General features: G+C 66.0%; 20 protein-coding genes, 1 tRNA gene and 1 riboswitch. Of the genes, 11 read left to right on the forward strand and 10 right to left on the reverse strand.

Going from position 1 to position 23,510, the window contains the following annotated elements:
• Window positions 1–30 precede the first annotated feature (30 nt).
• Entirely contained in the window at window positions 31–3,510 is a 3,480-nt protein-coding gene (locus tag ACX80M_RS12970) for a proline dehydrogenase family protein (protein WP_459309798.1), read from the forward strand.
• Between the two features lie 602 nt (window positions 3,511–4,112).
• Here the strand turns inward: ACX80M_RS12970 and ACX80M_RS12975 are convergent.
• Window positions 4,113–4,967 carry a LysR family transcriptional regulator gene (locus ACX80M_RS12975; protein ID WP_056341377.1) on the reverse strand — a complete coding sequence of 285 codons (855 nt, stop codon included), beginning with the start codon at window positions 4,965–4,967 and terminating at the stop codon, window positions 4,113–4,115.
• 160 nt (window positions 4,968–5,127) lie between these two features.
• Here ACX80M_RS12975 and ACX80M_RS12980 point away from each other — a divergent pair, with 160 nt between their 5' ends.
• Window positions 5,128–6,522 (forward strand): MFS transporter, encoded by a 1,395-nt coding sequence (locus ACX80M_RS12980; protein WP_252599169.1) that lies wholly within the window; start codon window positions 5,128–5,130, stop codon window positions 6,520–6,522.
• 69 nt (window positions 6,523–6,591) lie between these two features.
• Here the strand turns inward: ACX80M_RS12980 and ACX80M_RS12985 are convergent, their stop codons facing one another.
• From ACX80M_RS12985 to ACX80M_RS12995, 3 genes are all read right to left on the reverse strand, one after another.
• The gene (locus ACX80M_RS12985; protein WP_252599168.1) at window positions 6,592–7,746 is read right to left on the reverse strand and encodes a N(5)-(carboxyethyl)ornithine synthase; all 1,155 of its coding nucleotides are present in this window, start codon (window positions 7,744–7,746) and stop codon (window positions 6,592–6,594) included.
• Window positions 7,743–7,880 (reverse strand): hypothetical protein, encoded by a 138-nt coding sequence (locus tag ACX80M_RS12990; RefSeq protein ID WP_167349828.1) that lies wholly within the window; start codon window positions 7,878–7,880, stop codon window positions 7,743–7,745. Before ACX80M_RS12990 ends, ACX80M_RS12985 begins: the two co-directional genes overlap by 4 nt.
• A gap of 148 nt (window positions 7,881–8,028) precedes the next feature.
• A tRNA-Gly gene (locus tag ACX80M_RS12995) sits at window positions 8,029–8,102 on the reverse strand.
• A gap of 252 nt (window positions 8,103–8,354) precedes the next feature.
• Here ACX80M_RS12995 and ACX80M_RS13000 point away from each other — a divergent pair.
• Window positions 8,355–8,798, forward strand: coding sequence for an SRPBCC family protein (locus ACX80M_RS13000; protein ID WP_058930847.1), 444 nt, complete (start codon window positions 8,355–8,357; stop codon window positions 8,796–8,798).
• Window positions 8,799–8,801: 3 nt separating this feature from the next.
• Here ACX80M_RS13000 and ACX80M_RS13005 read toward each other — a convergent pair whose 3' ends face one another.
• The gene (locus tag ACX80M_RS13005; RefSeq protein WP_308216163.1) at window positions 8,802–10,523 is read right to left on the reverse strand and encodes a CAP domain-containing protein; all 1,722 of its coding nucleotides are present in this window, start codon (window positions 10,521–10,523) and stop codon (window positions 8,802–8,804) included.
• Between the two features lie 138 nt (window positions 10,524–10,661).
• On the opposite strand from ACX80M_RS13005, the gene dcd reads away from it, so the two are divergent.
• Window positions 10,662–11,237, forward strand: coding sequence for a dCTP deaminase (gene dcd, locus ACX80M_RS13010; protein ID WP_252599167.1), 576 nt, complete (start codon window positions 10,662–10,664; stop codon window positions 11,235–11,237).
• Window positions 11,238–11,559: 322 nt separating this feature from the next.
• The gene (locus tag ACX80M_RS13015; RefSeq protein WP_252599165.1) at window positions 11,560–12,225 is read left to right on the forward strand and encodes a hypothetical protein; all 666 of its coding nucleotides are present in this window, start codon (window positions 11,560–11,562) and stop codon (window positions 12,223–12,225) included.
• Between the two features lie 164 nt (window positions 12,226–12,389).
• Here ACX80M_RS13015 and ACX80M_RS13020 read toward each other — a convergent pair whose 3' ends face one another.
• The 3 genes from ACX80M_RS13020 to ACX80M_RS13030 form a co-directional block, all read right to left on the reverse strand.
• Window positions 12,390–13,571, reverse strand: coding sequence for a cation:proton antiporter (locus ACX80M_RS13020; RefSeq protein WP_252599164.1), 1,182 nt, complete (start codon window positions 13,569–13,571; stop codon window positions 12,390–12,392).
• A gap of 5 nt (window positions 13,572–13,576) precedes the next feature.
• A complete protein-coding gene (locus tag ACX80M_RS13025; RefSeq protein WP_056341364.1) occupies window positions 13,577–14,059 on the reverse strand; it encodes a cation:proton antiporter regulatory subunit in 483 nt (160 codons plus the stop codon).
• 147 nt (window positions 14,060–14,206) lie between these two features.
• Window positions 14,207–15,610 (reverse strand): MFS transporter, encoded by a 1,404-nt coding sequence (locus ACX80M_RS13030; protein WP_252599163.1) that lies wholly within the window; start codon window positions 15,608–15,610, stop codon window positions 14,207–14,209.
• Between the two features lie 192 nt (window positions 15,611–15,802).
• Between ACX80M_RS13030 and ACX80M_RS13035 the strand changes: the two genes are divergently transcribed.
• The 6 genes from ACX80M_RS13035 to mnhG are packed head-to-tail and all read left to right on the forward strand — an operon-like array spanning window position 15,803 to window position 22,285.
• Entirely contained in the window at window positions 15,803–18,865 is a 3,063-nt protein-coding gene (locus ACX80M_RS13035; RefSeq protein ID WP_252599162.1) for a Na+/H+ antiporter subunit A, read from the forward strand.
• The gene (locus ACX80M_RS13040) at window positions 18,862–19,452 is read left to right on the forward strand and encodes a Na(+)/H(+) antiporter subunit C (protein WP_252599160.1); all 591 of its coding nucleotides are present in this window, start codon (window positions 18,862–18,864) and stop codon (window positions 19,450–19,452) included. Before ACX80M_RS13035 ends, ACX80M_RS13040 begins: the two co-directional genes overlap by 4 nt.
• Window positions 19,449–21,056: a Na+/H+ antiporter subunit D gene (locus ACX80M_RS13045; RefSeq protein ID WP_459309799.1), complete on the forward strand. Its 1,608-nt coding sequence runs from the start codon at window positions 19,449–19,451 to the stop codon at window positions 21,054–21,056. The genes ACX80M_RS13040 and ACX80M_RS13045 overlap by 4 nt, the downstream gene beginning before the upstream one ends.
• Window positions 21,053–21,598 carry a Na+/H+ antiporter subunit E gene (locus ACX80M_RS13050; RefSeq protein WP_252599156.1) on the forward strand — a complete coding sequence of 182 codons (546 nt, stop codon included), beginning with the start codon at window positions 21,053–21,055 and terminating at the stop codon, window positions 21,596–21,598. Before ACX80M_RS13045 ends, ACX80M_RS13050 begins: the two co-directional genes overlap by 4 nt.
• Window positions 21,595–21,873: a monovalent cation/H+ antiporter complex subunit F gene (locus ACX80M_RS13055; RefSeq protein ID WP_056341351.1), complete on the forward strand. Its 279-nt coding sequence runs from the start codon at window positions 21,595–21,597 to the stop codon at window positions 21,871–21,873. Before ACX80M_RS13050 ends, ACX80M_RS13055 begins: the two co-directional genes overlap by 4 nt.
• Window positions 21,863–22,285 (forward strand): monovalent cation/H(+) antiporter subunit G, encoded by a 423-nt coding sequence (mnhG, locus tag ACX80M_RS13060; protein WP_252599155.1) that lies wholly within the window; start codon window positions 21,863–21,865, stop codon window positions 22,283–22,285. The genes ACX80M_RS13055 and mnhG overlap by 11 nt, the downstream gene beginning before the upstream one ends.
• A gap of 114 nt (window positions 22,286–22,399) precedes the next feature.
• Here the strand turns inward: mnhG and ACX80M_RS13065 are convergent, their stop codons facing one another.
• Both ACX80M_RS13065 and ACX80M_RS13070 read right to left on the reverse strand, forming a co-directional pair.
• Entirely contained in the window at window positions 22,400–22,663 is a 264-nt protein-coding gene (locus ACX80M_RS13065) for a DUF4235 domain-containing protein (RefSeq protein ID WP_056341347.1), read from the reverse strand.
• 41 nt (window positions 22,664–22,704) lie between these two features.
• The gene (locus tag ACX80M_RS13070) at window positions 22,705–23,247 is read right to left on the reverse strand and encodes a heme-degrading domain-containing protein (protein ID WP_252599154.1); all 543 of its coding nucleotides are present in this window, start codon (window positions 23,245–23,247) and stop codon (window positions 22,705–22,707) included.
• A gap of 56 nt (window positions 23,248–23,303) precedes the next feature.
• A riboswitch (TPP riboswitch) is annotated at window positions 23,304–23,445 on the forward strand.
• Window positions 23,446–23,510 lie beyond the last annotated feature (65 nt).

Here is a 23,510-nt window from a genome sequence, read left to right on the forward strand (position 1 = left end):
CTTCCAGACCAAGGAAAGAACGAGCAAACCATGACTCACACTGCAACGGAAGCCACCGGACAGACAGACGTCCCGCAGGCCCGTGCCCTCGCGGCGGACACCATCACGCTGGTGCGCCGCTGGCTGACCGAGGCTTCGAAAGTTCCTGTTGATGCCTCGGCTGAGCAGTTGGCCGGTGTGCTGAAGGACCCGAACGGCCTGGACTTCACGGTGGGCTTCGTGGACGGCGTGGTCCGCCCCGAAGACCTCCAGGTCGCCGCCCGAAACCTCGCCGCCCTGGCGCCCAAGGTCCCGGCGTTCCTGCCGTGGTACATGCGCAGCGCCGTCCGCCTCGGCGGAACCATGGCGCCGGTCGTTCCGCAGGTGGTCATCCCGATCGCCCGCCGTGTGCTCCGCGAAATGGTGGGCCACCTGATTGTTGACGCCACCGACGCCAAGCTGGGCCCGGCCATCGCCAAGATCCGCAAGGACGGCATCAAGCTCAACGTGAACCTCCTGGGCGAGGCCGTCCTGGGCGAGCATGAGGCTTCCCGCCGGCTCGCGGGCACCCACACGCTCCTGGCCCGCCCGGACGTGGACTACGTCTCCATCAAGGTGTCCTCCACCGTGGCCCCGCACTCCGCGTGGGCGTTCGACGAGGCCGTGGAGCACGTCGTCGAGAAGCTCACGCCGCTGTTCACCAAAGCCGCGTCCTTCGCCGGCGCGGGACAGAAGGCCAAGTTCATCAACCTGGACATGGAGGAATACAAGGACCTGGACATGACCATCGCGGTCTTCACCAGGATCCTGGACAAGCCCGAGTTCAAGAACCTCGAGGCCGGCATTGTGCTGCAGGCCTACCTCCCGGATGCACTCGCCGCCATGACCCGCCTCCAGGATTGGGCCGCAGAGCGCCGCACCAACGGCGGCGCCGCCATCAAGGTCCGCGTGGTCAAGGGCGCCAACCTGCCCATGGAACAGGTGGAGGCCTCGCTGCACGACTGGCCGCTGGCCACCTGGCACACCAAGCAGGATTCGGATACCAACTACAAGCGCGTCATCAACTACTCGCTGCACCCGGACCGGATCAACAACGTCCGGATCGGCGTGGCCGGCCACAACCTCTTCGACATCGCCTTCGCCTGGCTGCTCGCCAAGCAGCGCGGCGTGGAGTCCGGCATCGAATTCGAGATGCTGCTGGGCATGGCGCAGGGCCAGGCTGAAGCCGTCAAGAAAGACGTCGGCTCGCTCCTGCTGTACACCCCGGTGGTGCACCCGGCCGAGTTCGACGTCGCCATCGCCTACCTGATCCGCCGCCTCGAAGAGGGGGCCAGCCAGGACAACTTTATGTCCGCCGTGTTTGAACTCAGTGAAAACGAAGTGCTGTTCGAGCGCGAGAAGCAGCGCTTCCTCGCCTCCCTGGACAAGCTCGACGGCGAGGTCCCCCCGGCCAACCGGCAGCAGAACCGCAGCCTCCCGCCGCAGCCCCTGCCGCGTGACGCGTTCGCGAATACGCCGGATACTGACCCGTCCTTGCCCGCCAACCGCATCTGGGGCCGGGCCATCCTGGATCGTGTCCCGTCCTCCAGGCTGGGCAACGCCGCCGTCGAAGCCGCCACCATCACGGACGCGGACACCCTCAACACCGTCATCGCCACCGCTGTAGAGAAGGGCAAAGCCTGGGGCGCCCTGACCGGCGACCAGCGCGCCGAGATCCTCCACCGCGCCGGCGATGTCCTCGAAGCCCGCCGCGCCGACCTCCTGGAGGTCATGGCCAGCGAGACCGGTAAAACCATCGACCAGGGCGATCCCGAGGTGAGCGAAGCCGTGGACTTCGCCCACTACTACGCCGAGTCCGCCCGCAAGCTGGAAATGGTCGACGGCGCCACGTTCGTCCCAGCGAAGCTCACCGTCGTGACCCCGCCGTGGAACTTCCCGGTCGCCATCCCGGCAGGGTCCACCCTCGCGGCACTCGCCGCCGGCTCCGCCGTCGTGATCAAACCCGCCAAGCAGGCCCGCCGCAGCGGTGCCGTGATGATCGAGGCACTCTGGGAAGCCGGCGTCCCGAAGGACGTGCTGACCATGGTCCAGCTCGGCGAGCGTGAACTCGGCCAGCAGCTGATCTCCCACCCCGCCGTGGACCGCGTGATCCTGACCGGCGGCTACGAAACCGCCGAACTCTTCCGTTCCTTCCGCAAGGACCTGCCCCTGCTGGCCGAGACCAGCGGCAAGAACGCCATCATCGTCACCCCCAGCGCCGACCTGGACCTGGCCGCCAAGGACGTGGCGTACTCAGCGTTCGGCCACGCCGGCCAGAAGTGCTCCGCCGCGTCCCTGGTGATCCTGGTGGGCTCCGTTGCTAAGTCCAGACGGTTCCACAACCAGCTGGTTGACGCCGTGACCTCGCTGAAGGTGGGCTACCCGCAGGACCCCACCAGCCAGATGGGCCCGATCATCGAGCCCGCAAACGGCAAGCTCCTCAACGCCCTCACCACCCTCGGCGACGGCGAAACCTGGGCCGTGGAACCGCGCAAGCTTGACGGAACCGGCCGCCTCTGGAGCCCGGGCGTGCGCTACGGCGTCCGCCGCGGGTCCTACTTCCACCTCACCGAATTCTTCGGACCGGTCCTGGGCGTCATGGCCGCTGACACGCTGGAGGAGGCCATCGCGATCCAGAACCAGGTCGAGTACGGCCTCACCGCCGGCCTGCACGCCCTGGACCCGGACGAGCTCGGCACCTGGCTGGACTCCATCCAGGCCGGAAACCTCTACGTGAACCGCGGCATCACCGGCGCCATCGTACAGCGCCAGCCGTTCGGCGGCTGGAAGAAATCCGCCGTCGGCGCCGGCACCAAAGCCGGCGGACCCAACTACCTCGCCGGCCTCGGATACTGGGTCAGTGCCGAAGCCTCAGCCGCGGCAAGCGTCACCAACGCAGGCGTCCGCCGCATCCTGAACGCCGCCGCAGGCGCCCTGGACCCGGCCGAGCTTGAGTCGCTGCAGCGCTCGCTGGGGTCTGACGCCCAGGCGTGGGCCGACGAGTTCGGCACCGCCAAGGACGTCTCCGGCCTGAGCGCCGAGCGGAACATCTTCCGCTACCGTGCGCTGCCGGTCACCGTGCGGCTCTCCGAAGGGGGCGTGCTGGCGCACCTGGTGCGGACTGTGGCGGCCGGCGTCCTGGCCGGTTCGGTATTGACCGTGTCCACCGCCGTCGAACTTCCCGCCCAGCTGCGCGCCGTGCTCACCGGGCTGGACGTCAACGTCACGGTTGAGTCCGACGCCGGCTGGCTGGCTTCGGCGGTACGCCTCGCCGCGGCGGGCAAACTGTCCGGTGCGCGGATCCGCCTGATCGGCGGCGACGCCACCGCACTCGCCGAAGCCACGGACGGGCGGCCGGACCTGGCGATCTACGCCCACGCGGTCACCGAGGCCGGACGGGTGGAGCTGCTGCCGTTCCTGCACGAGCAGGCCATCAGCATCACGGCCCACCGCTTCGGCACCCCGGACCACCTCTCGGATGAGCTGATCTAGGCGGGCCGAAAAGCCCAGCAAACACGAAAGGCCCGGTGGCCGCCTTCGGGGCGGTTGCCGGGCCTTCGCTGTCGAATGGTTGCGTAGTGATCAGGTGGCTGCGCGGGGGCGAGCCTGGAGACAGTTGGTAATTAGCCCAGATACCAGCCTGGGGGAGTCCACGATGCAGGAACATTGTGGGCCGAGAAATCTTCGCAATGGGTGCAGGTGTAGGCGACTTCGCCCAGTGTCCTGACCGCCCCGTCACGCCGGTAAACCGGTGGAATGTAGGACTCAAGATAAATGAATTCATCCGTGCCGCACTTGTCGCACGTGGGTTTGCCGACGTACTCGGCCGCCCGCGAAATACCGGCGTTATGGCTGGAATGATGCGTGACCAGCGGCCGTATGGTGCTATGTCGCTGGGTATATACAGTGTGTAAATGGGTGTTCTCGGCTGTCGTCATTGGCTGCCTATCCCGAGTGCGGCCGCATCATGGGCTGCATGGCGCACTCGTAGTGTTGAACCGGCCACTGCTTGACCCATGGATATTCCAGCATAGGCGAGGCGGGCTTTTACTTCAATGGTTCGTTTCCAGTCCTGATTCCTGCGGCAAATTCGGTCAAACCGACTTCTTGAGCGTCCGCCCGACGATGGTCTGGGTCAGCGCATCGATCACTTCGGCGTTGGCCAGCGGGTTCCGGATCAGGGTGAAATCCACATCGCCCACTGGAGGCAGGTCGAACCGGCGGGTGATGATCTTGAGGTCTTCGGGAACCAGCGACGTCGGCATCACAGCCACGCCGATGCCTGCCCGGAGTGCCGCCAGGACACCACTGATCTGCCGGGTAGTGCACGTGATCCGCCAGGTCCGGCCGCTTGATTCCAGTGCATCGATGGCCAGCTTCCGGCTGAGGCTGGGGGAGGGGTAGGAGATCAGCGGTACGGGATGCCCGGGCTCCAGCGACGTCTGTTCCAGCCCCACCCAGGAAAAGGTGTCGTGCTGGACCACCGTGCCGTCCTTGACGCCAGCCACCCACTTCACAAACACCAGGTCCAGCTGGCCGGCATTGAGTTTCTTGTACAGCTGGTCGCTCTGGCCAACGGTGAGCTCAAGGTTGATCTGTGGATAGACCTGGCGGAACTCGCGAAGGATCCGGGGGAGGCCGGTGATGGCGAGGTCGTCCGCCGTGCCGAACCGCAGCCGGCCGCGCATGGCCGAGCCGGAGAAGTATCGGGTGGCGGCATCGTGGGCCGAAAGGATGGTGCGGGCGAAGCCGGCCATCGCGTCACCGTTGTCCGTGAGCCGGACATCGCGGGTGTCCCTGCTGATGAGGATGCGCTTCGCCGCCGTCTCCAGCTTGCGGACATGCTGGCTGACGGTCGGCTGTGCCAAGCCCAGGCGCTCCGCCGCCTTGGTGAAGCTGAGCGTCTCGGCTACGGCCAGGAAGGAACGGAGCTGGGTGGGTTCGTACACAGTGGACTCCTTTGGCTGCGGCTGACTGTCCACCCACGTCAGAGTGGGCAATATTACGCTTTGTAATGCTAGTTATAGGCGAGATAGGGCTACATAATCACCTTGAACCAGCCTAGCGTGGGAAGCATCCCAGTCCGCCCGCTTCCCTGAGGACATCCCTGTGGCACCCCCACCGCCAACGTCGGCAACCGTCAGCCAGCCCGTCATCGACTCCGACTCCGCCTCCGCGTCCGCTACCGCCGCCTCCGCCCAGACCCAACCCATCGCCGTCGTTAGTGAACACCTCCCCTGGCGGCACACGTTTATCTCCCTGAAAGTCCCCAATTTCCGCATCTTCGCGATCGGGCACTTTGTCGCCGTCGTCGCCCTCTGGATGCAGCGGATCGCCCAGGACTGGCTGGTGCTGGAACTGTCCGGCTCCGTCACCGCCGTGGGCATCACGGTGGCCCTGCAGTTCCTGCCGTCGCTGCTGTTGGGGCCGTGGGGCGGCATGATGGCGGACCGGTTCGCCAAACGCCGGATCCTCATCCTGTGCCAGAGCCTGGCCGCGGTCCTCGCCGCAGCGCTCGCGGCACTTGCCCTGACCGGCGCCATCGAAGTGTGGCACGTGTACGTCATCGCGCTGCTGCTGGGCCTGGTCACCGTGCTGGACCAGCCCGCGCGCCAGGTGTTCGTCAACGAACTGGTGGGCCCCAAATACCTCCGGAACGCCATCAGCGTCAACTCCACGACGTTCCAGCTGGGCGGCCTGATCGGTCCGGCACTGGCGGGACTGCTGCTCACCGCGGTCGGCGCAGGCTGGGCCTTCGCCGTGAATGCGCTGGCGTGCTGCTCCACCGTGGCTATGCTGCTGCTCCTGCGCAAGAACCAGCTGTTCGTTAGTGCCCCTGCGCCCAAGAAGAAGGGCATGCTGCGGGAAGGACTGCAGTATGCGCTCAGCAAGCCCACCATCTACTGGCCGTGGCTGATGGCCGGTTTCATCTCCGTCTTCGCCATGAGCCTGCCCGTGCTGCTCGCCGCGTTCGCGGACCACGTGTTCGACGTCGGCGCCGGCGGCTATGGCCTTCTGAACGCCCTGGTGGCACTGGGGGCATTGGCCGGTGCCGTCGCGTCCACACGGCGCCGCCAGTTGCGGCTCCGCTCCGTGGTGTTCTGTGCCGGAATGTATGGCCTGATGCTGTGCCTGGCCGCCCTGGCGCCGTCCATGCTCTGGTTTAGCGTGGTGATGGTCCTGTCCGGATTCTGGTGCCTGATGTTCCTCACCGGCTCCAACCAGCTCGTCCAGATCAGCTCCAACATGGGCATCCGGGGCCGGGTCATGAGCCTGTACATCATGGTGCTGATCGGCGGCCAGGCCATCGGCGGGCCCATGCTCGGGTGGATCGCCGAGCACGTGGACCCGCATGTGGCACTCATGGTGTCCGGCGGGGTGCCGGCGCTCGCCGCGGTGACTGTCGCCGTCGTCCTGGCCCGAAAAGGCGCGCTGGCGCTCAGGGTGGACCTCAAGGACCGCCGCCACCCGCTGCGGATCGTCCGCCGGGTGGCCACGGCGTAGGGGGCCACGGCGTAAAGGGCTGCAGACCTTGGGCCGCGGCACCTACGCCGCGGCCCAAGGCGGCAGAGCCTACGCCGGCAGGTGCGGGTACTCGGCCTCGCGCCGCTGGAACTCCAGCACGTCCTTGTTGAGGACCACGCCTTCGCGGATTTCGATGGCGCGGGAAATGGTTTCGTTACCGTCCCACTCCGCGGGGCCGCCGATGACTGTCTCAAGGAACGGCAGCAGGGCCTGGCTGATCTCCCAGCTGGAGGAATTCCAGAGGTAGGACGGGCTGTGGTCCACCGCGTAATAGTTGATGTGGTCGCCCATGGTAAACATCGGTTCTGCGAACGTGGTGGAGCGCGCCCAGCTGAAGCCCATTCCCTCGTCGCACGAAACGTCCACGATCAGGCTGCCCGGGCTGAACGCCGCGAGGTCCTCAGTCCGCAAATAAGTCAGCGGATTGTTCGGATCCTGCAGCGTGCAGTTGACCACGATGTCGCTCTCGGCCAGGAACGGCGCCAGCGGTACCCGGCCCCGCTCGGTGATGACCTGGCTCAGGAAGGGGGCCTTGTCGTCGTGATCAAACTGGACGATGTTGACCGAGTGGATCGGGGCACCAACCGCCGCAACTCCGCGGTTGGTCAGCACCTGAACGTCGTGGATGCCATGCGCGTTCAGCGCGGTCACGGCGCCGCGGGCGGTCGCGCCGAAGCCGATCACCACGGCACTGAGCCGGCGGCCGTAATCACCCGTAGAGCCGGTGAGCGAGAGCGCATGAAGCACCGAGCAGTAGCCGGCCAGCTCGTTGTTTTTGTGGAACACGTGTAGCCCGAATCCGCCGTCGCTCGCCCAGTGGTTCATCGCTTCGAAGGCGATGAGCGTGAGCTTCTTGTCGATGGCCAGCTGGGTGATGGCGCGGTCCTGGACACAGTGCGGCCAGCCCCAGAGGATCTGGCCGTCGCGCAGTTCCGCGAGGTCCTCAGGCTGTGGCTTGGGCAGGAGTACGACGTCGGCCTCCGCAAGCAGCGCTTCCTTGGTGGCCATTTTGCCCACGAGGGTTGAGAGCTGGTCATCCGAGACGCCGAAGCGCTCACCGTAGCCCTGCTCCAGGATGATGCGCTGGCGCAGTTCCGGAGCGATCCGCTCGAAATGCAGGGGGTGGATGGGGAGGCGGCGTTCGTCCGGTTTCCGGGTGGATGCCAGGACGCCGAGGGTCAGGTGGCTCTGTTGGCCACTCACTTCTTTTTTGCGGCCTTGGACGTGATGTCCAGGGAGGTGGCCGGCGCTCCGGCGGCCCGCTTGTCGGCGCGCTTTTCCTTGATGGACTTGCCGGCTTTTTTGGATGCTGCTTGACGCGGGGACTTGTCAGCCATGATTGCTCCTGTAGCGGAACCGAAGAGGTTCCTGACTTCTGACGATACACGGCTGGGCCTAACGGCCCCCGGGTGATGGCCGTTTGGAGTGGGATTCGCCGCGCCGGCGCGCCCGCTGCTGTGGTGCGAAAACGGTAGTGAGAAACATTGGAGCGGCTGACGGGAATCGGACCCGCGTATCAAGCTTGGGAAGCTAGCGCTCTACCATTGAGCTACAGCCGCATCGCCCCGTTTTGAGCGGGGCAGAACTTAGCTTAGCGCAGATGCGATCACGCGCCAGCAACCGTGACCACGCACTGGACCCGTGTCCGCCGGGATGGCCGCTACCGGCCGCGTCATCCAGTAACTCTTCAATAACGGCGCCGTCGGTGGCTAGGTCCGGGGCGGGCCGAGTGGCTACTCTGAACCCGTTAGCTGCGGTGTCATGGGGGTGGGGCGGGCTACCACCTGACCAGCCGCTAACTAAGGACTCCCATGGTATTTGCAGAGCACGAGGTGCTTATCCGGTGCGACGCAATGACCGTGTACGCGTTCCTGGTGGACGGAATGAACCTTCCCCTATGGCGCAAGGGCATCCGCAGCATCGGCTTGATGTCCGGTGCTGCCGGAACCAAGGGCGCCGTTTACCGGCAGACGACCACGGGCCGGTCAGGACGGACAATCCCCGCCGACTTCGAAATAACGCAGGCCAGGCCGGGCGCCGAGATCCAGTTCCGTGTGATCTCGGGACCGTCGCAGCCCACCGGCGGGTACTACCTCAGCACCGAACCGGCCGGCACCCGCGTCAGGTTCGCCCTCGAGTACCAGCCCAAAGGCCTCCTGGGCCTGATGAACACCGGCATCCAGCGCACCATCAGGGCCGAAGTGTCCCAGCTCGCACGGCTCAAAGATGTCCTGGAAGTGCGGACGGCCGCCTGAGGGCTACTGCGCCAGCCGCTGGCCCGCCCAGCTGCCGGTAATGTTCGACGGCGACGCAAGGCTTCCGCTGCTCAGGTCCCAGTACTGCACCACATCGTTGGCTCGGCGGAGCGCGACCCCCGTGGAATTCAGGGCTGTCACGTCGCGCAGCGGACGGATCCCGGTGACGTCTTGCCAGCCGGTGGTGACGGTGAGCCGGGCTTCGACGCGTGGCGCCGGAGTGCCAGCTCCGCGGTAAAGCTGCACACCGCCGTCGGACCTAATGGCCAGGAGATCCTGGAAACCGTCGGCGTCATAGTCCACCATGCTCAGCTTCCTGGCCGATACTCCCGTGGCCATGGTTGTGCGTGATGACATGTCCGCCAGGCCCACGTTCGGGTAGAGGTACAGGTTGCCGGCGGTATCCAGGGCGACCAATTGGGGGAGCCGGTTGTTGGCGCACCAGCCGCCGACGGCCAGTGTCAACGTCGCCCAGCCGCCCGAGCCCAGCGTGAACGAGGTTTGGAACCCTCCGGTAGCGATACCCCGGTGGAGCGTCAGCCGTCCGTCGTTCCACTGCGTCAGGAGGTCATAGGCGCCGTCGCGGTCCCAGTCCGTGGTGAATACTTCCTTGGCCGTTCCGAAACCGGAGCCGATGACCTTGGCAGCACCAAAGGTCCTGTTCCCTGTGGAGGGGCGGTTGATGAGCTGGCCTGAGGCGTTGATGGTCACCAGATCAGCGGCACTGGTGATGGCCGCGCTGCCTAAATCCAGGGTGGGCGGCATGTGTTTGACGGAGGGGTCGCACACGGTTGGCGTTGGGGCGGGGAAGGCGCCCCCGCCGGCGGAGCTGCCTCCAGGGGAGGTGACGGTGCCGGCGGGCAGGGTGGTGTAGCCGAAGAAGTTCACCACACCCCAGATGGTGTACAGATTGTTCGTGTACGAGATCCCGGCGCCCATGACGTTGAAGCGCGGGTCTAGCAGCATGGCGTTGTGGCCCTCGGAGTTTTTCCACCACTCCACCAACTGCGCCGCGTTGCGGTCCGTGCGGATGGCAATGACCTCGCCGGCGCCATTGTTCGGACTCAGGGCGCGGGGATCGGTCCAGAAACTGGCGCGGTGCTCAATGACGTCCCGGGACGCGATGCTGTCGGACCATTCCTGCGCCATGCCGGCCACCGTGGGGTGGTACTTGACCGGGGCCAGGCTGTTGGCCGCCCGGTAATTGTTGATTTCGTTGAAAACCGTGAGGATGGCGGCCGTGTTGCTGTCCGGCACCAGGGCCTCGGTGCCAAGGGATTCGGTAGTGATGGATTCCGTTGCGGGGGTCGGCGGGGTGGGAGCCGCGGTTTTGTTCTGGCTCAGTTCCGCGTCGGGGGCCCAGAGGGGTGGCAGGGAAGGCGGCTCGGGGGCGAGGGGCTCGGAGGTGGCGGTCTCGGGGGCAGCCACCGTCGCCGTCGGCGGCGCCGCTGCGGTCCCTGACGTGCCTTCTCCGGCGGGTGATGCCGGTGTGATCACCGGTTCCACGGCCGGGGCGAGCGGGGAACCGGTGCCGGTCTCAACGTCGGGCGCGCCGCCGTCGTCCGCTGTTCCCGACGGTCCCAACGTGACCGTGCGCGGTCCAAAGGCACCAGCCTGGACGGACGGCGCATTCTCCGGCGGGCCGGAATACATGCCGGCGGCCGGGGACACGAGGGCGAGCGCGCACAACATGGCCACAACGGCGGGCGCCGCAAATTTATTCAAAACCAACCCCAGATCAGTTCAGTTGTACCAACCGGGAGACCATCCGGCGGCTGACATGCTGAGGCAACATTAGCCCCACTAGGCGACAGCAACAACGAAAAAGTGTGCGCTGTGGACAACGCATAGTAATTTGGGACGGTGCTGATCTCTGACCGCGACATTCGTGCCGAACTAGACACCCAACGGATCGTCCTCGAACCGTACGATCCCGCGATGGTCCAGCCATCCTCGGTGGACGTGCGGATCGACCGGTTGTTCCGACTTTTCGACAACCATAAGTACGCGCACATCGACCCCGCCGAAGAGCAGCCCGAGCTGACGCGGCTTGTGGAGGTGGAGAGCGGTGAGCCGTTCATCCTGCACCCCGGCGAGTTTGTCCTTGGTTCCACCTACGAGGCCGTCACGTTGCCGGACGACATTGCTGCGCGGTTGGAAGGTAAGTCGTCCCTGGGCCGTCTGGGCCTGCTGACGCACTCCACGGCCGGGTTCATTGATCCGGGGTTTTCCGGCCACGTCACGCTGGAGCTGTCCAACATGGCCACGCTGCCCATCAAGCTCTGGCCCGGCATGAAGATCGGCCAGCTGTGCTTCTTCCGGCTGACCTCTGCTGCTGAGTTCCCGTACGGTTCCGGCGAATACGGCAACCGCTACCAGGGCCAGCGCGGGCCGACAGCCAGCCGCAGCCACCTGAACTTCCACCGCACGAAGGTCTGAGCCTTTTCCATCGAGGGGTGAGGTCTCGGCTCTAACCGTCCGTCTTGGCGCCGAGATCTAACCTCTCGGTGCGGCAGCTTGGGAACCACTACTCCTCCACTCTGTGGATAACCGGGTTGGGGCAGCCCGGCTGTGCCAACAATAGGTCATGCGGCAGCCCTCACCTCTTCCGGACCACTTCGCTGGACGTTCCTTGACCCTTCATGAGCAGGTCCACGCCGGCGTCCCCGCTGCGCGTGCATGGCGGCGTGATCTCCGCGTGGCAAGCCGCGGAGTACGGGTTCCCTGGGGTGCGTCGCAGCCTCTTCACCACACCTGCGCATTGCTGGCCACACTCTCTCCCGGTCTCGTCTGCTGTCTGGCCACCGCGGCGCTGCTGTGGGGCTGCCCGCTGCCATTGGCACTTCAGAACGAGCTGAAAATCCACTTGGCGAAGATCGGCGGAGGCGCCCGGCCGGTGCGCAAGGGGGTATCCGGTCACCGGCTGGGCCTTCGCAGCCAGGATATGGGGGAACTCGACGGCGTCCCGGTCACCTGCCCTGCGCGGACGTGGCTGGACTTGGCCGCGGTCCTGGACTTGGAGGATTTGGTGGCGGCGGACTACTTCATCTGCAGCCAATCGAGGAGCTTCGGGCCTAAGAAGGACGCGCTGTGTTCACTCGGGGACCTTCTTGAGCAGGTCCACTCCACCCCGGGCGCCCGCGGTTTCCGGAAAGCCAGGCAGGCTCTGGAACTGTGCCGGGTCGGGGCCGATTCCGCGCCGGAGACCCGGCTGCGGCTGGCCATCGGAAGGCTCGGACTGCCGGAACCCGCGCTGAGGTACGTGGTGCAGGACGCTACTGGGTGGGAACTTGCCTGGCCAGACGTGGCGTTTCCGGACTTCAAGGTGGCCGTTAATTACGATGGCCGGCATCACTTGGAAGAACGCAGCGTGAGTCAGACATCCGGCGGGACGAGTCCATCGCGGCCATCGGCTGGGCATCGGTGACTGTCACAGCCGGGCATGTACGCCAGTGGGGCTTCGACGGGTGCGCCCACCGGGTACTGGACTCCCTTGCTCGGGCGGGATGGCGGATCGAGGGGTGAGGTCTCGGCGCCAACGGTCCGTTATAGCGCCGGGATCTCACGTCTCGGTGCGGGGAGTGTGGTGGCCTACGCCTTCGCGGCCAACCGGACAGGCCCGCCGAACGCCTTGAGCACCGGTTCCACATAGCGCGCGGCCAGCGGCCCGAGGACGGCCATGATCAGCACGTAGGCGGTTGCCAGGGCGGCGAGATCGTCCGGGACCACGCCCGACGCCACGGCCAGGCCGGCGATAACGATGGAGAACTCGCCGCGGGCTATCAGGGCGGCGCCTGCACGGAAGCGGCCCGGGCGTGCAATTCCGGCCCGCTTGGCAGCCCAGATGCCCGTGAGCATCTTGGTAGTGGCAGTGATGGCCGCCAGGATCAGAGCCCAGCCGAGTACCGGCGGGATGGTCGACGGGTCTGTGTTGAGCCCGAAGGCCACAAAGAAGATGGCCGCAAAGAGATCCCGCAGCGGTTCCAGGATCCGGGTGGCGCTGTGGGCGGTAGCCCCCGAGATCGCGATGCCCAACATAAACGCGCCCACTGCGGCCGAAACCTGCAGGGCGGACGCGACGCCGGCCACCAGCAGTGCGGCACCGAGCAGGTTGAGCAGGAATACTTCGGAGTTTTCGCTGTGCACCGCTTTTGATACACGGTGGCCGTGCCGCAGCGCCACCATTAAGACGACGGTGACCACCGCCAGCGAGATTGCTACCGTGGTGAGCCCGCCCAGGAAGCTCACACCCGCGAGGGTGGCGGTGAGGATGGGCAGGTACACAGCCATGGCCAGGTCCTCGAACACCAGGATGGACAGCACCACGGGGGTCTCGCGGTTACCGATCCGGCCCAGGTCCGTGATGACCTTGGCAGCGATCCCTGAGGACGATATGTACGTGACGCCGCCCATAACCATGGCGCCCACCGCTCCCCAGCCGAGCAGGAGCGCCAGTGCCGCGCCGGGGATGAAATTCAGCACCAGGTCAAGAACACCGGCCTGCCAGGACCTGCGCAGACCGGTGAAAAGCTCGGCAGCCGTATATTCCAAACCGAGCATAAGCAGCAGCAGGATCACGCCGATTTCGCCGGAGAGATGTGCGAATTCCTGCATACCTTCAAGCTTGACCACGCCGCCTGCGCCGAAGGCGAGTCCGCCAACGAGGTAGAGCGGTATGGGTGACATTCCGATCCGTCCGGCCAGCCTGGCCAGGAGGCCGAGACAGAACACAACGGCCCCCAGTTCAATGAGGGTCAGGGCCAGCGGGTCCATGACGCTCAGCCGTTGCGCAGGATATCGGCCGCCGAATCGAGGCCTTCTTGCGTTCCAACTGCAACGAGGAGGTCACCAGAGTGAAGTACGACGTCGGGTCCCGGCGACGGGAGCACTTCGCCTTCACGCATGATCGCCACGATCGAGACTCCGCAGCGGGTGCGGATGCAGGCCTTCCCCATGGGCTGGTTCTGGAACGGGGATTCCGGGGCGATGGAGAACTGCCGGGTCACGATGCCCGGGATCTCCCGGTGCTCTTCAGTCAGCTTCATGGCAAGGTGCTGCCCGCCCAGGAGGTTACCCAGGGTGGCGGCCTCATCGCCGGTCAGGGGAATCGACGCCTGGCAGGTGTCGGGATCGTCCCAAGTGGAAACGATGAGTTCCATCGTGCCCTCGCGCAGCTCCACGACGCCGATGCGGCGGCCGGAAGTCGTCATGAAGTCCTTCCGCCGGCCCAGGCCGGGGAGGTCAGTCTCGTCCACGTTCATACCACCAGCCTAGTCTTTGCAGGCCGGTTTCGGGCGGGGGTGCCGAAGACGGCGCGAGCGGGCAGCAGATGACGTCAGACCCCGGATTTGAGGTCATCTGCTGCCCGTTCGCGCTTCAAGGGGGTGGGGCTTAAGTGTCCGTTCGCGCTAGGAGGCTGGAACGACGGCGATGGCGGTCTTGTCCGGCGACTTTACCGGGAGCAGGACCAGCAGGCCGGCGAGCAGCACCACCATGATGCCCAGGATTCCCCAGCGCTGGGCCTCGCCGGGCGCAACCAGGGGAGTGGCCAGCGTGATGCACAGGGTGAACAGCGCCGGAGCGAGGAAGCTGACGGCACGCCCGGTGGTGGCGTAAAGGCCGAACAGCTCGCCGGATTCGCCGTGGGGTGCCAGCCGGGCCAGGTATGCCCGCGACGAGGACTGGGCAGGCCCCACAAACAGGCACAGGAACAGCCCGAAGACCCAGAAGGTGGTACTGCCGGCCCACGCCGTGCCAAAGAAGATGTAGTTTTCGTTGCCGAGGACCAGGATCATGGTCCCGGCGACCAGCAGCCCCACCAGGGAACCCATGATCACGGCCTTGGGCCCTACACGATCGTCCAGGAACCCGCCGATGATGGCGCCCACGGCCGCCACCACATTGCCGAAGATGGCAAAGAAGATGACCTGGGACAATTCGAAGCCAAACGTGCCGGCCGCGATGATCCCGCCGAAGGTGAACACGGCCGCGAGGCCGTCCCGGAACACTGCGCTGGCCAGGAGGAAGTAAATGGTGTGCGGGCTGGTGGCGTAGATTGCCTTGATCCGGCGGATCAGCAGGCGGTAGGAGGCCAGGACGCCCAACGGTTGGGCCCGCTCCGGCCGCGGCAGCTCCGGGACAGCAAACAGCACCGGCAGGGCAAAGATGAAGAACCACAGGGCGGAGAACACGGCCACCAGCCGGATGTTCAGGCTGTCCTCGGTGGAGGCGCCGAACCAGTCGAAGCTCGGTTGCACAAACAGCTGCAGCACAATCAGCAGGGCCACAATGCCGCCCAGGTAGCCCATGCCCCAGCCGAACCCGCTGACCTTGCCGATGTTCTTCGGCGTGGAGATCTGGGCCAGCATGGCGTTGTAGTTGACCCCGGCGAACTCAAAGAACACATTCCCCAGCGCGATCAGGGAAACGCCCAGCAGCAGGAACTCCGGCCGCGGGAACACAAAGAAGCACAGGCCCGTCAGGATGGCGACGGCGGCCGTGTTGACCCCCAGCCACAGCTTGCGGCGCCCGCCGTTGTCCGAGCGCTGCCCGGTCACCGGAGCGAGCAGCGCGATGGCGATCCCCGCAACGGCCAGCGCACCGCCAAGAACGGCCGAAGCCTGATCTTTGCCGCCGAAGGCATTGGAGGTGAGGTAGACGGTGAAAACGAAGGTGGTCATGATCGCGTTGAAGGCCGCAGATCCCCAGTCCCAGGCGGCCCAGGCGAGGACTCGGCCCTTGCCGGTGGCCTGGGTTCCGGACGCGAGTTCCGATGACGGCTGCATGGCCTCAGGAGCGCTTGCGGTGTTCATAGGCTGAATCGTATCCGCCCCTGGCGAACATCGCGGAGATGGTACGCCGGACACCGGCGAAATTCCAGGGACCCACGGTCCGGTGCGGGAAAAGTGTCAGTGGTGCCTTGATAAACTGTGGCCACCGAACCTGACGAATGACCGCCTGCCCTGACTTTTGACAATCGAATCCCTGACGTTGCGGAGCTACCAGTGATCACAGTCCTTGCCGTGCACTTTGCGGTGGCTGCCGTGGCGCCGTTTCTCTTCAGGGCATGGGGCCGCAACGCTTTTTATGCGCTGGCCGCTGTTCCTGCCGTTTCGTTTGGCTGGCTGCTGTTCCAGCACGGCGCCGTGTACTCGGACGTCGGCGCGGTCTCGGAAGTCTTCCCGTGGATCCCCGGGCTGGATCTTGAATTCGCCTTCCGGCTCGATCCCCTTGCCTGGGTGATGTCGCTCCTTATCCTGGGCATCGGCGCCTTGGTGCTCGTCTATTGCGCGCGGTACTTCAGCCTCAAGGACCAGGACCTCGGAGGCTTCGGCGCCCAGTTCCTCGCCTTCGCGGGAGTGATGTTCGGCTTGGTGATCGCTGACGATCTTCTTCTGATGTTCATTTTCTGGGAACTCACCACCATCCTGTCCTACCTGCTGATCGGCTTCGCCCGCACCAGGCTGGCGGCCCGCCGTTCTGCGCTGCAAGCTTTGATGGTCACCACAGCGGGCGGGCTGGCCATGCTGGTGGGCCTGATTATGCTGGGCCACAGTGCCGGCACGTACCGGATTTCGGCGATCCTGGCGCAGGCTCCCACCCTGATCAGCGGACCTTCCGGAGGAATCGTGGCCGCCGCCGTCGTACTTATCCTGGCGGGCGCCATCAGCAAGTCCGCGCTGGTTCCCTTCCACTTCTGGCTTCCGGGAGCCATGGCGGCCCCCACCCCGGTGAGCGCGTACCTCCACGCCGCGGCGATGGTGAAGGCCGGGATCTACCTGGTGGCGCGGCTGGCCCCGGGATTTTCCGACACCGCCTACTGGCAGTCCATTGTGCTGGGCCTGGGCCTGGCCACCATGCTGGTTGGCGGCTACCGGGCGCTCCGGCAGACCGACATCAAGCTCATCCTGGCCTACGGCACGGTCAGCCAGCTGGGTTTCCTGACCATGGTTGTGGGGCTGGGCACGCCGGACGCGGCCCTCGCCGGCCTCGCGATGCTCCTCGCCCACGGATTGTTCAAGGCCACCCTGTTCCTGGTGGTGGGCATCATCGACCACCAGGCCGGTACCCGCGATGTGCGCCAGCTTTCCGGCGTGTTCCGGCAGTCCCGGGCGCTCGGAATTGTGGCCGGCATCGGTGCCGCCTCGATGGCCGGCGTCCCGCTGCTCGCCGGATTTGTGGCCAAGGAATCAGTCCTTGAAGCCTTTGTCCACCACGCTTCCGGCGGCGAGGCCTGGAGCATGGTGGTGCTCGTGGGCATCGTCCTCGGGTCCGTTCTCACGTTCGCCTACAGCGCACGCTTTCTGTGGGGAGCGTTCGCGGTGAAGCCCGGGATTGAGCGGACAATGTTCAAGGCGGTCAAGCCTTCCTTCCTGGCGGCCCCGGCCGTCCTCAGCGTCCTCAGCATCGTCTACGGCCTCTGGCCGGCGTCGGTGGACGCCTGGGTCCAGCCCTACGCCGCGCTGTTCGCCTCCACCGCGTCCGGCGCCGGCACACCGGCCGAGCAGGCCGGCCACCTTGCGCTGTGGCACGGTTTCACCCCCGCCCTGGGACTAACCGCCCTCACGTTTGCCCTGGGCCTGGCGATGTACTTCGGACGGAACCTGGTGGCCCGCGCGCAGTCCCGCGTTCCCGGCTGGATCGACGGCGACCGCATGTACCAGCTCACCATCGGCGCCCTGGACGACACTGCGGTCTGGATTACGGGCCGCACGCAGCGTGGTTCCCTGTACTTCTACCTCGCCGTGATCCTCACGATGGCGTTTGCGCTGCCGCTGACCGCCATGGTGCTGGCGGGCAAGCCGCTTCCGGACAACCTGTACTTCATCGATCCCTACTCGCCGCTGCAGCCCGTGGTCGGGGCGGGAATTGTGATCGGCGCGCTGGCCGCGGTCAAGGCCAACAAACGGTTCCTCGCTGTGCTGATGGTGTCCGTCACCGGATACGGGATCGCCCTGATGTTCGCGCTCCAGGGCGCGCCGGACCTGGCCCTCACGCAGATGCTTGTGGAAACCATCATCCTGGTGGCCTTTGTCCTGGCCATGCGCAGCCTGCCCGCGGAACTCCGCGACCGGACCGGCGGCAAGTACCGGGTGATCCGCGTGATCATCGGGGCGGCGTTCGGCGTCACCATGGTCTTCGCCGCCATCCACGCCATGGGCGCCCGGGTGGCCGTCCCAGTGTCCCTGGAATTCCCGCGTCTTGCCTATGAAGGCGGCGGCGGGCTGAACATCGTCAACGTGACCCTGGTGGACATCCGCGCCTGGGACACTTTCGGTGAAATATCCGTCCTTGCCCTGGCCGCCACAGGTGTTGCCAGCCTCATCTTCGTCCGCGGCCGCGGCGACCGGACCAGGGTCTCTGAAACTATTGCCGAGGGCAGCGTCGGCCGCCAGGTCGCTGTGGATCCCGGGTCGCGGGAAGCCGCGGCCCTGGCCATCAGCCGCAAATTCGCCGCCTCCGCCCGGGACGCCTGGATCGTGGCGGGGCGCACGCTGGCACCGGAACGGCGTTCCATCATCTTTGAAGTGGTCACGCGGCTGATCTTCCACTCCCTGATCATCTTCTCGCTCTACCTCCTCCTGGCCGGCCATAACCTGCCCGGCGGCGGCTTCGCCGGCGGCCTGACTGCCGGACTTGCCCTGGCCATCCGCTACCTGGCCGGCGGCCGGTTCGAACTGCGCGAGGCCACGCCCGTCGGCGCCGGAACGCTGCTGGGGATCGGGCTCGCCACTGCGGCGGCGTCCGGTGTGGTGCCGCTGCTGCTGGGCGGCCAGGTATTCCAGACCGCCATCATCGAACTCTGGCTTCCGGTGTTCGGGGACATCAAGTTCGTCACATCCACCATCTTCGACATCGGCGTCTACATCGTGGTGATCGGCCTGGTGCTGGACGTCCTGCGCAGCCTGGGCTCCGAGATCGACGAACACTTTGAAGAGCAAAGAACTGCGCCTGCCGAGGACGCGCCAGCGGACGACGCTCCTGCCGCTACCGAGGTGCAGGCCGACGTGCACGCCGAGGAACCCGTGGGTGTCCCCGCCGAAACCACCGCGAGGGGCCAAGGATGAGCGTCAACCTGACCCTGCTGACCGTGATGGGTGCCCTGTATGCGTGCGGCATCTACCTGATCCTGGAACGCAGCCTCACCCGGGTGCTGCTCGGGCTGATGCTGCTGGCCAACGCCACCAACCTGCTGATCCTGGCCACCGGCGGCTATGCCGGCCTGGCGCCCCTGTACAACAAGGCCACCGGCGCGCATGAGTACGCGGACCCGCTGCCGCAGGCCCTGATCCTCACGTCGATCGTGATCTCCTTCGCCGTGACGGCCTTTATGCTCGGCATCATCTACCGCACGTGGGTCCTGGCCCGCCAGGACGAGATCCAGGACGACATCGAGGACCTCCGCGTCGCCGAGACGCCCCGCTTCGACGCCGAGGACGACACCCCGATCCCGGCCGAAACTTCCGAGTTTCCCCTAACCATGCTGGGCGGCGACGGGAGCACGGTCTCAGATCACCCCACGGCGGCGGACGGCCCGGATGAGGCCGGTTCCGTCACCGCCGGTGCCAAGGAGATTTCTGCCCGGGACGCCGCCGCCGAAGAGCAACCCGGCTCGCAGAACGTAACCCCTGGTCCCGAAGGAGGTGTGAAGTGAACATGGCAAGCTTTGCCCCGCTCGCCGTCGTACTTCCCATCCTCGGTGCCGCCCTGGCCTTCCTGCTGATCCGGCACTCCCGCGCGCAGCGCGCGGTGAGCATCGGCGTGCTGTCCCTGACGCTCCTGCTGGAGTGCCTGCTGCTGGCGTCGGTGTGGGACGGCGGAACGGCTGCCGTGAACATCGGTGGCTGGCTGCCGCCGTGGGGCATCACGATGGTGGTGGACCAGTTCTCGTCCCTCATGCTCGTGGTGTCGTCGGCCATTAGCCTCGCTGTGTTGGTCTACGCCACCGGGCAGGGAATGGCCGACGGCGACCGGGACGCCCCGGTGTCGATCTTCCACCCCACCTACCTCATCCTTGTGGCCGGAGTGTCCAACGCGTTCCTGTCCGGGGATCTTTTCAACCTCTATGTCGGCTTCGAAATCCTGCTGACGGCAAGCTATGTCCTGATGACCCTGGGTGGGACCGGCCCCCGCATCCGCGCCGGCGTCACCTACGTGGTGGTGTCCGTGGTGTCCTCGGTGCTGTTCCTGATCTCCATCGCCATGGTTTACGGGGCCACCGGCACCGTGAACATGGCCGATCTCGCCGTCAAGCTCGCGGACCTGGACGAAGGAACCCGCACCCTGCTCCATGTCATGCTCCTGGTGGCCTTCGGCATCAAGGCGGCCGTTTTTCCGTTGTCCTTCTGGCTGCCGGACTCCTATCCCACCGCCCCTGCGCCGGTCACGGCCGTGTTCGCGGGCCTGCTGACCAAGGTGGGCGTCTATGCGATGGTGCGTACCGAAACCCTGCTGTTTCCCGGTGACAGCCTGGACACGCCGCTGATGGTGGCGGCGCTGCTGACCATGGTGGTGGGAATCCTGGGCGCCCTGGCCCAGAGCGACATCAAGCGTCTGCTGTCCTTCACCTTGGTCAGCCACATCGGATACATGGTGTTCGGCCTGGCCATGTCTTCGGTGGCCGGACTGGGTGCCGCCGTGTTCTACGTGGCCCACCACATCACCATCCAAACAAGCTTGTTCCTGGTCACCGGGCTGATTGAACGCCGTGGCGGCAGTTCATCCGTGGACCGGCTGGCGGGCCTCGCCAAGCTGTCACCCATCCTGGCCCTGCTGTTCTTTATCCCCGCCATGAACCTTGCCGGGATCCCGCCGTTCTCCGGTTTCCTGGGGAAAGTGGGGCTCATCCAGGCGGGCATCGAACTGGGCACACCCCTGGCCTACGCCCTGGTGATCGGCGGTGTGGTCACCAGCCTCCTGACCCTGCTGGCCGTCGCGCGCGTCTGGAACCGCGCCTTCTGGCGCAAGCCCTCGGACGCCGAGCACCCGGACCCCGTCCTGCTGGCCGAGCCGGAGGATTCGGACACCGGCAGCCGGGCCGGCCGCAAGAACATCACGCTGCTGCCCCGCACCATGGTGGGCTCAACCCTGGGCCTGGTGGTCCTGGGCGTCTCGCTCACTGTTTTCGCGGGCCCGCTGTTCACAGTCTCGGACCAGGCCGCCCACGAAATGCTGGACCGGTCCGCCTACATCCAGGCCGTGCTGGGCGAGGACACGGACGTTCCCCCGCTGGCCCTGAAAAACGGTGGGGGCAAATGAGCCGCCGCCGGATTTCCCTCCGCCAGGAACTGCCCCTGCTGGTATGGCTGGTGCTTGTCTGGGGCGCCCTGTGGCAGGACTTCAGCCCCGGCAACCTGCTCTTCGGCGCGTTGCTGGCGGTGCTCGTGGCCCGGATATTCTATCTGCCGCCGGTGGAACTCAGCGGCCGGTTCAACATTCTTTATGCAGTGCCATTTGCCCTGCGTTTCCTGGGCAGGGTGGCGGCAGCCAGCGTCGAGGTCATGTACCTGGCGGCGGTCCGCGGCCCGCGGGTCATCAACGCCGTCGTCGCTGTTCCGTTGCGGAGCCACCAGGACCTGATGGTCACCGCCACCGGGCACGTGATCTCGCTGATCCCGGGCTCCCTGGTGGTGGAAGTGGACCGGTCAACGTCCACCCTCTACCTCCACGCGCTCAACGTCAGCAGCCCGGAAGAAGTGGAAAGCCTGCGCAAGGAAGTCCGCTCCATCGAAGCGGGCCTGATCAGGATCATGGGCACCCGCGAAGAACTCGAAGCAATCCGGCAGGAGGCCGCAGCATGATGCAGACCGTCCTGGCTGTCACGGCAGTCATTCTTTCGCTGGCGGCGGCAGGAGCCATCATCAGGATCTCCCGCGGCCCGTCGCTGCTGGACCGGGTGCTGGCCTCCGACGTCCTGCTCGCAATCCTCGGCGCTGCCCTGTGCATCGACATGGCCGTTAACCGGCACCTGAACAACCTGATGCTGCTGGTGGCGCTGTCCGTGGTTGGCTTCATCGGTTCGGTGACCGTTGCGCGCTTCGTGGCCGACCGGCGGGAGCAAGCCAATGAATCCTGAGGCCAGCGTGGTTGACAATGTCATCGACACCGTCTCGGCGGTGTTCCTGGTGGTGGGTGCCCTTATGTCGCTCGCCGCCGCTGTGGGCCTGCTCCGCTTCCCGGATCTGCTGAGCCGCATGCACGCGGCCACCAAGCCCCAGGTGCTGGGTCTGTTCCTGCTCCTGGCGGCGATCGGCCTGCAGCTGCGCAGCTGGTGGGTGTGGCCGGTGGTGCTGGTGGCCTGGATTTTCCAGCTGCTGACGGTGCCGATTTCCGCCCATATGGTGGGCCGCGCCGGGTACCGCACCAAACACCTGCACCGCGAGCTGCTCAGCTCCGATGAACTCGAGGCCGTGGTTCAGAAGGCGGCCCAGTCGGCCCGGGATGAGTCGTCCAGGGATGAAGCGTCTGACGGCGGCCGGCGGGACTGAGCGTCACGCGCAGCCCCCAGCGTCCCTTGTGAGTTCACCTTCCAGATACTGCGGGCATCTCGGCCGGTTTGAACCGATTAGCTGGACGGTGAAACTCAGGGGATGGTGATGCGGTCAGACGATGTCCTGGGACTTGGCGAAGCGGGTGATGGCCCGCTGCGTGCCGCGGTTGGCGAGCACCTGGATGATAGTGCTGACCGAGGCCGAGATGAGCGCGAACGTCAGCGCCGAGCGAAGGCTCGTGGGGGTGTCTTCATCCCTGCCGGTCGGGGGCTTCCGGCCGGTGGACTTTTCCCATACGGTATTGACCATCTTGGTGCCGACGAATCCGGCGCCGAGGCTGATTGCAGTGCCGAGCAGCTTGATGAACAGGTTCATTCGTTGAACTCCTTTTGAGCGGATCCGGGATTGTCTTTAGCCTAACCCGCATGCATGGACTCCAGAATCTCCCGCAGGGCCTCCACCACGAGATCATGGTCCTGTTGCTGGGGCAGGCCCGAGACCGTTACCGTGGCCACTGCACCCACACCGGTGACGTAGACCGGGAAGCAGCCGCCGTGCGGGGCATAGGTGGACTCGTCGAACCAGCCGTGGTCCTCGATCCGGCCGCCGTGCAGCCTGCCGCGGAGGCCCACCAGCAGCGACGGGATCTCATACCTGGCGGCGGTGCGCTGCTTGGCCCGGACCCAGTGCTCGTTGTCCGGGGTGGCGCCGTCCAAGGCCACGTGGAACAGGACCTGGTCACCCTTGGTGATGTCGATCGCGATGGGCAGCTTCCGGCTCTTGCCCAGCTCCACCAGGAGCAGCCCGAGGTTGAGGGAGTCGTCCTTGCTGAAATGCGGAAACTGCAGCTCGTTGATCTCGGCTTCGACCCGGGCAATCAGGGCCTCAAGCAGCCCCGCCGGCTGGGGCACTGTCGAATCGGGATTGAACGCAGTCACAGTCGGGTTGTTGGCAGTCATGGCCCACAATCTACCCCGCCCGCGGTGTAAACTGGAGCACGCCCATCAGGGCAGATTTATTACGACAGGGGAGCGCCGCCGTCGGACATCACTGGCATTGCCAGGGAACCGCAGGTGGGCGCTGAGAGTGCGGACAGCCGCAGACCCTCGAACCTGATCCGGTTAGTACCGGCGCAAGGGAGTCGAGTTCTCGAAGTGTCCGGAAACGGCGGCAGCGCCGCACGCCGGGGCACTTTCCCCTCCTGTTCCTCAGGAGGACCAAA

Source organism: Pseudarthrobacter sp. MDT1-22 (assembly GCF_054511035.1).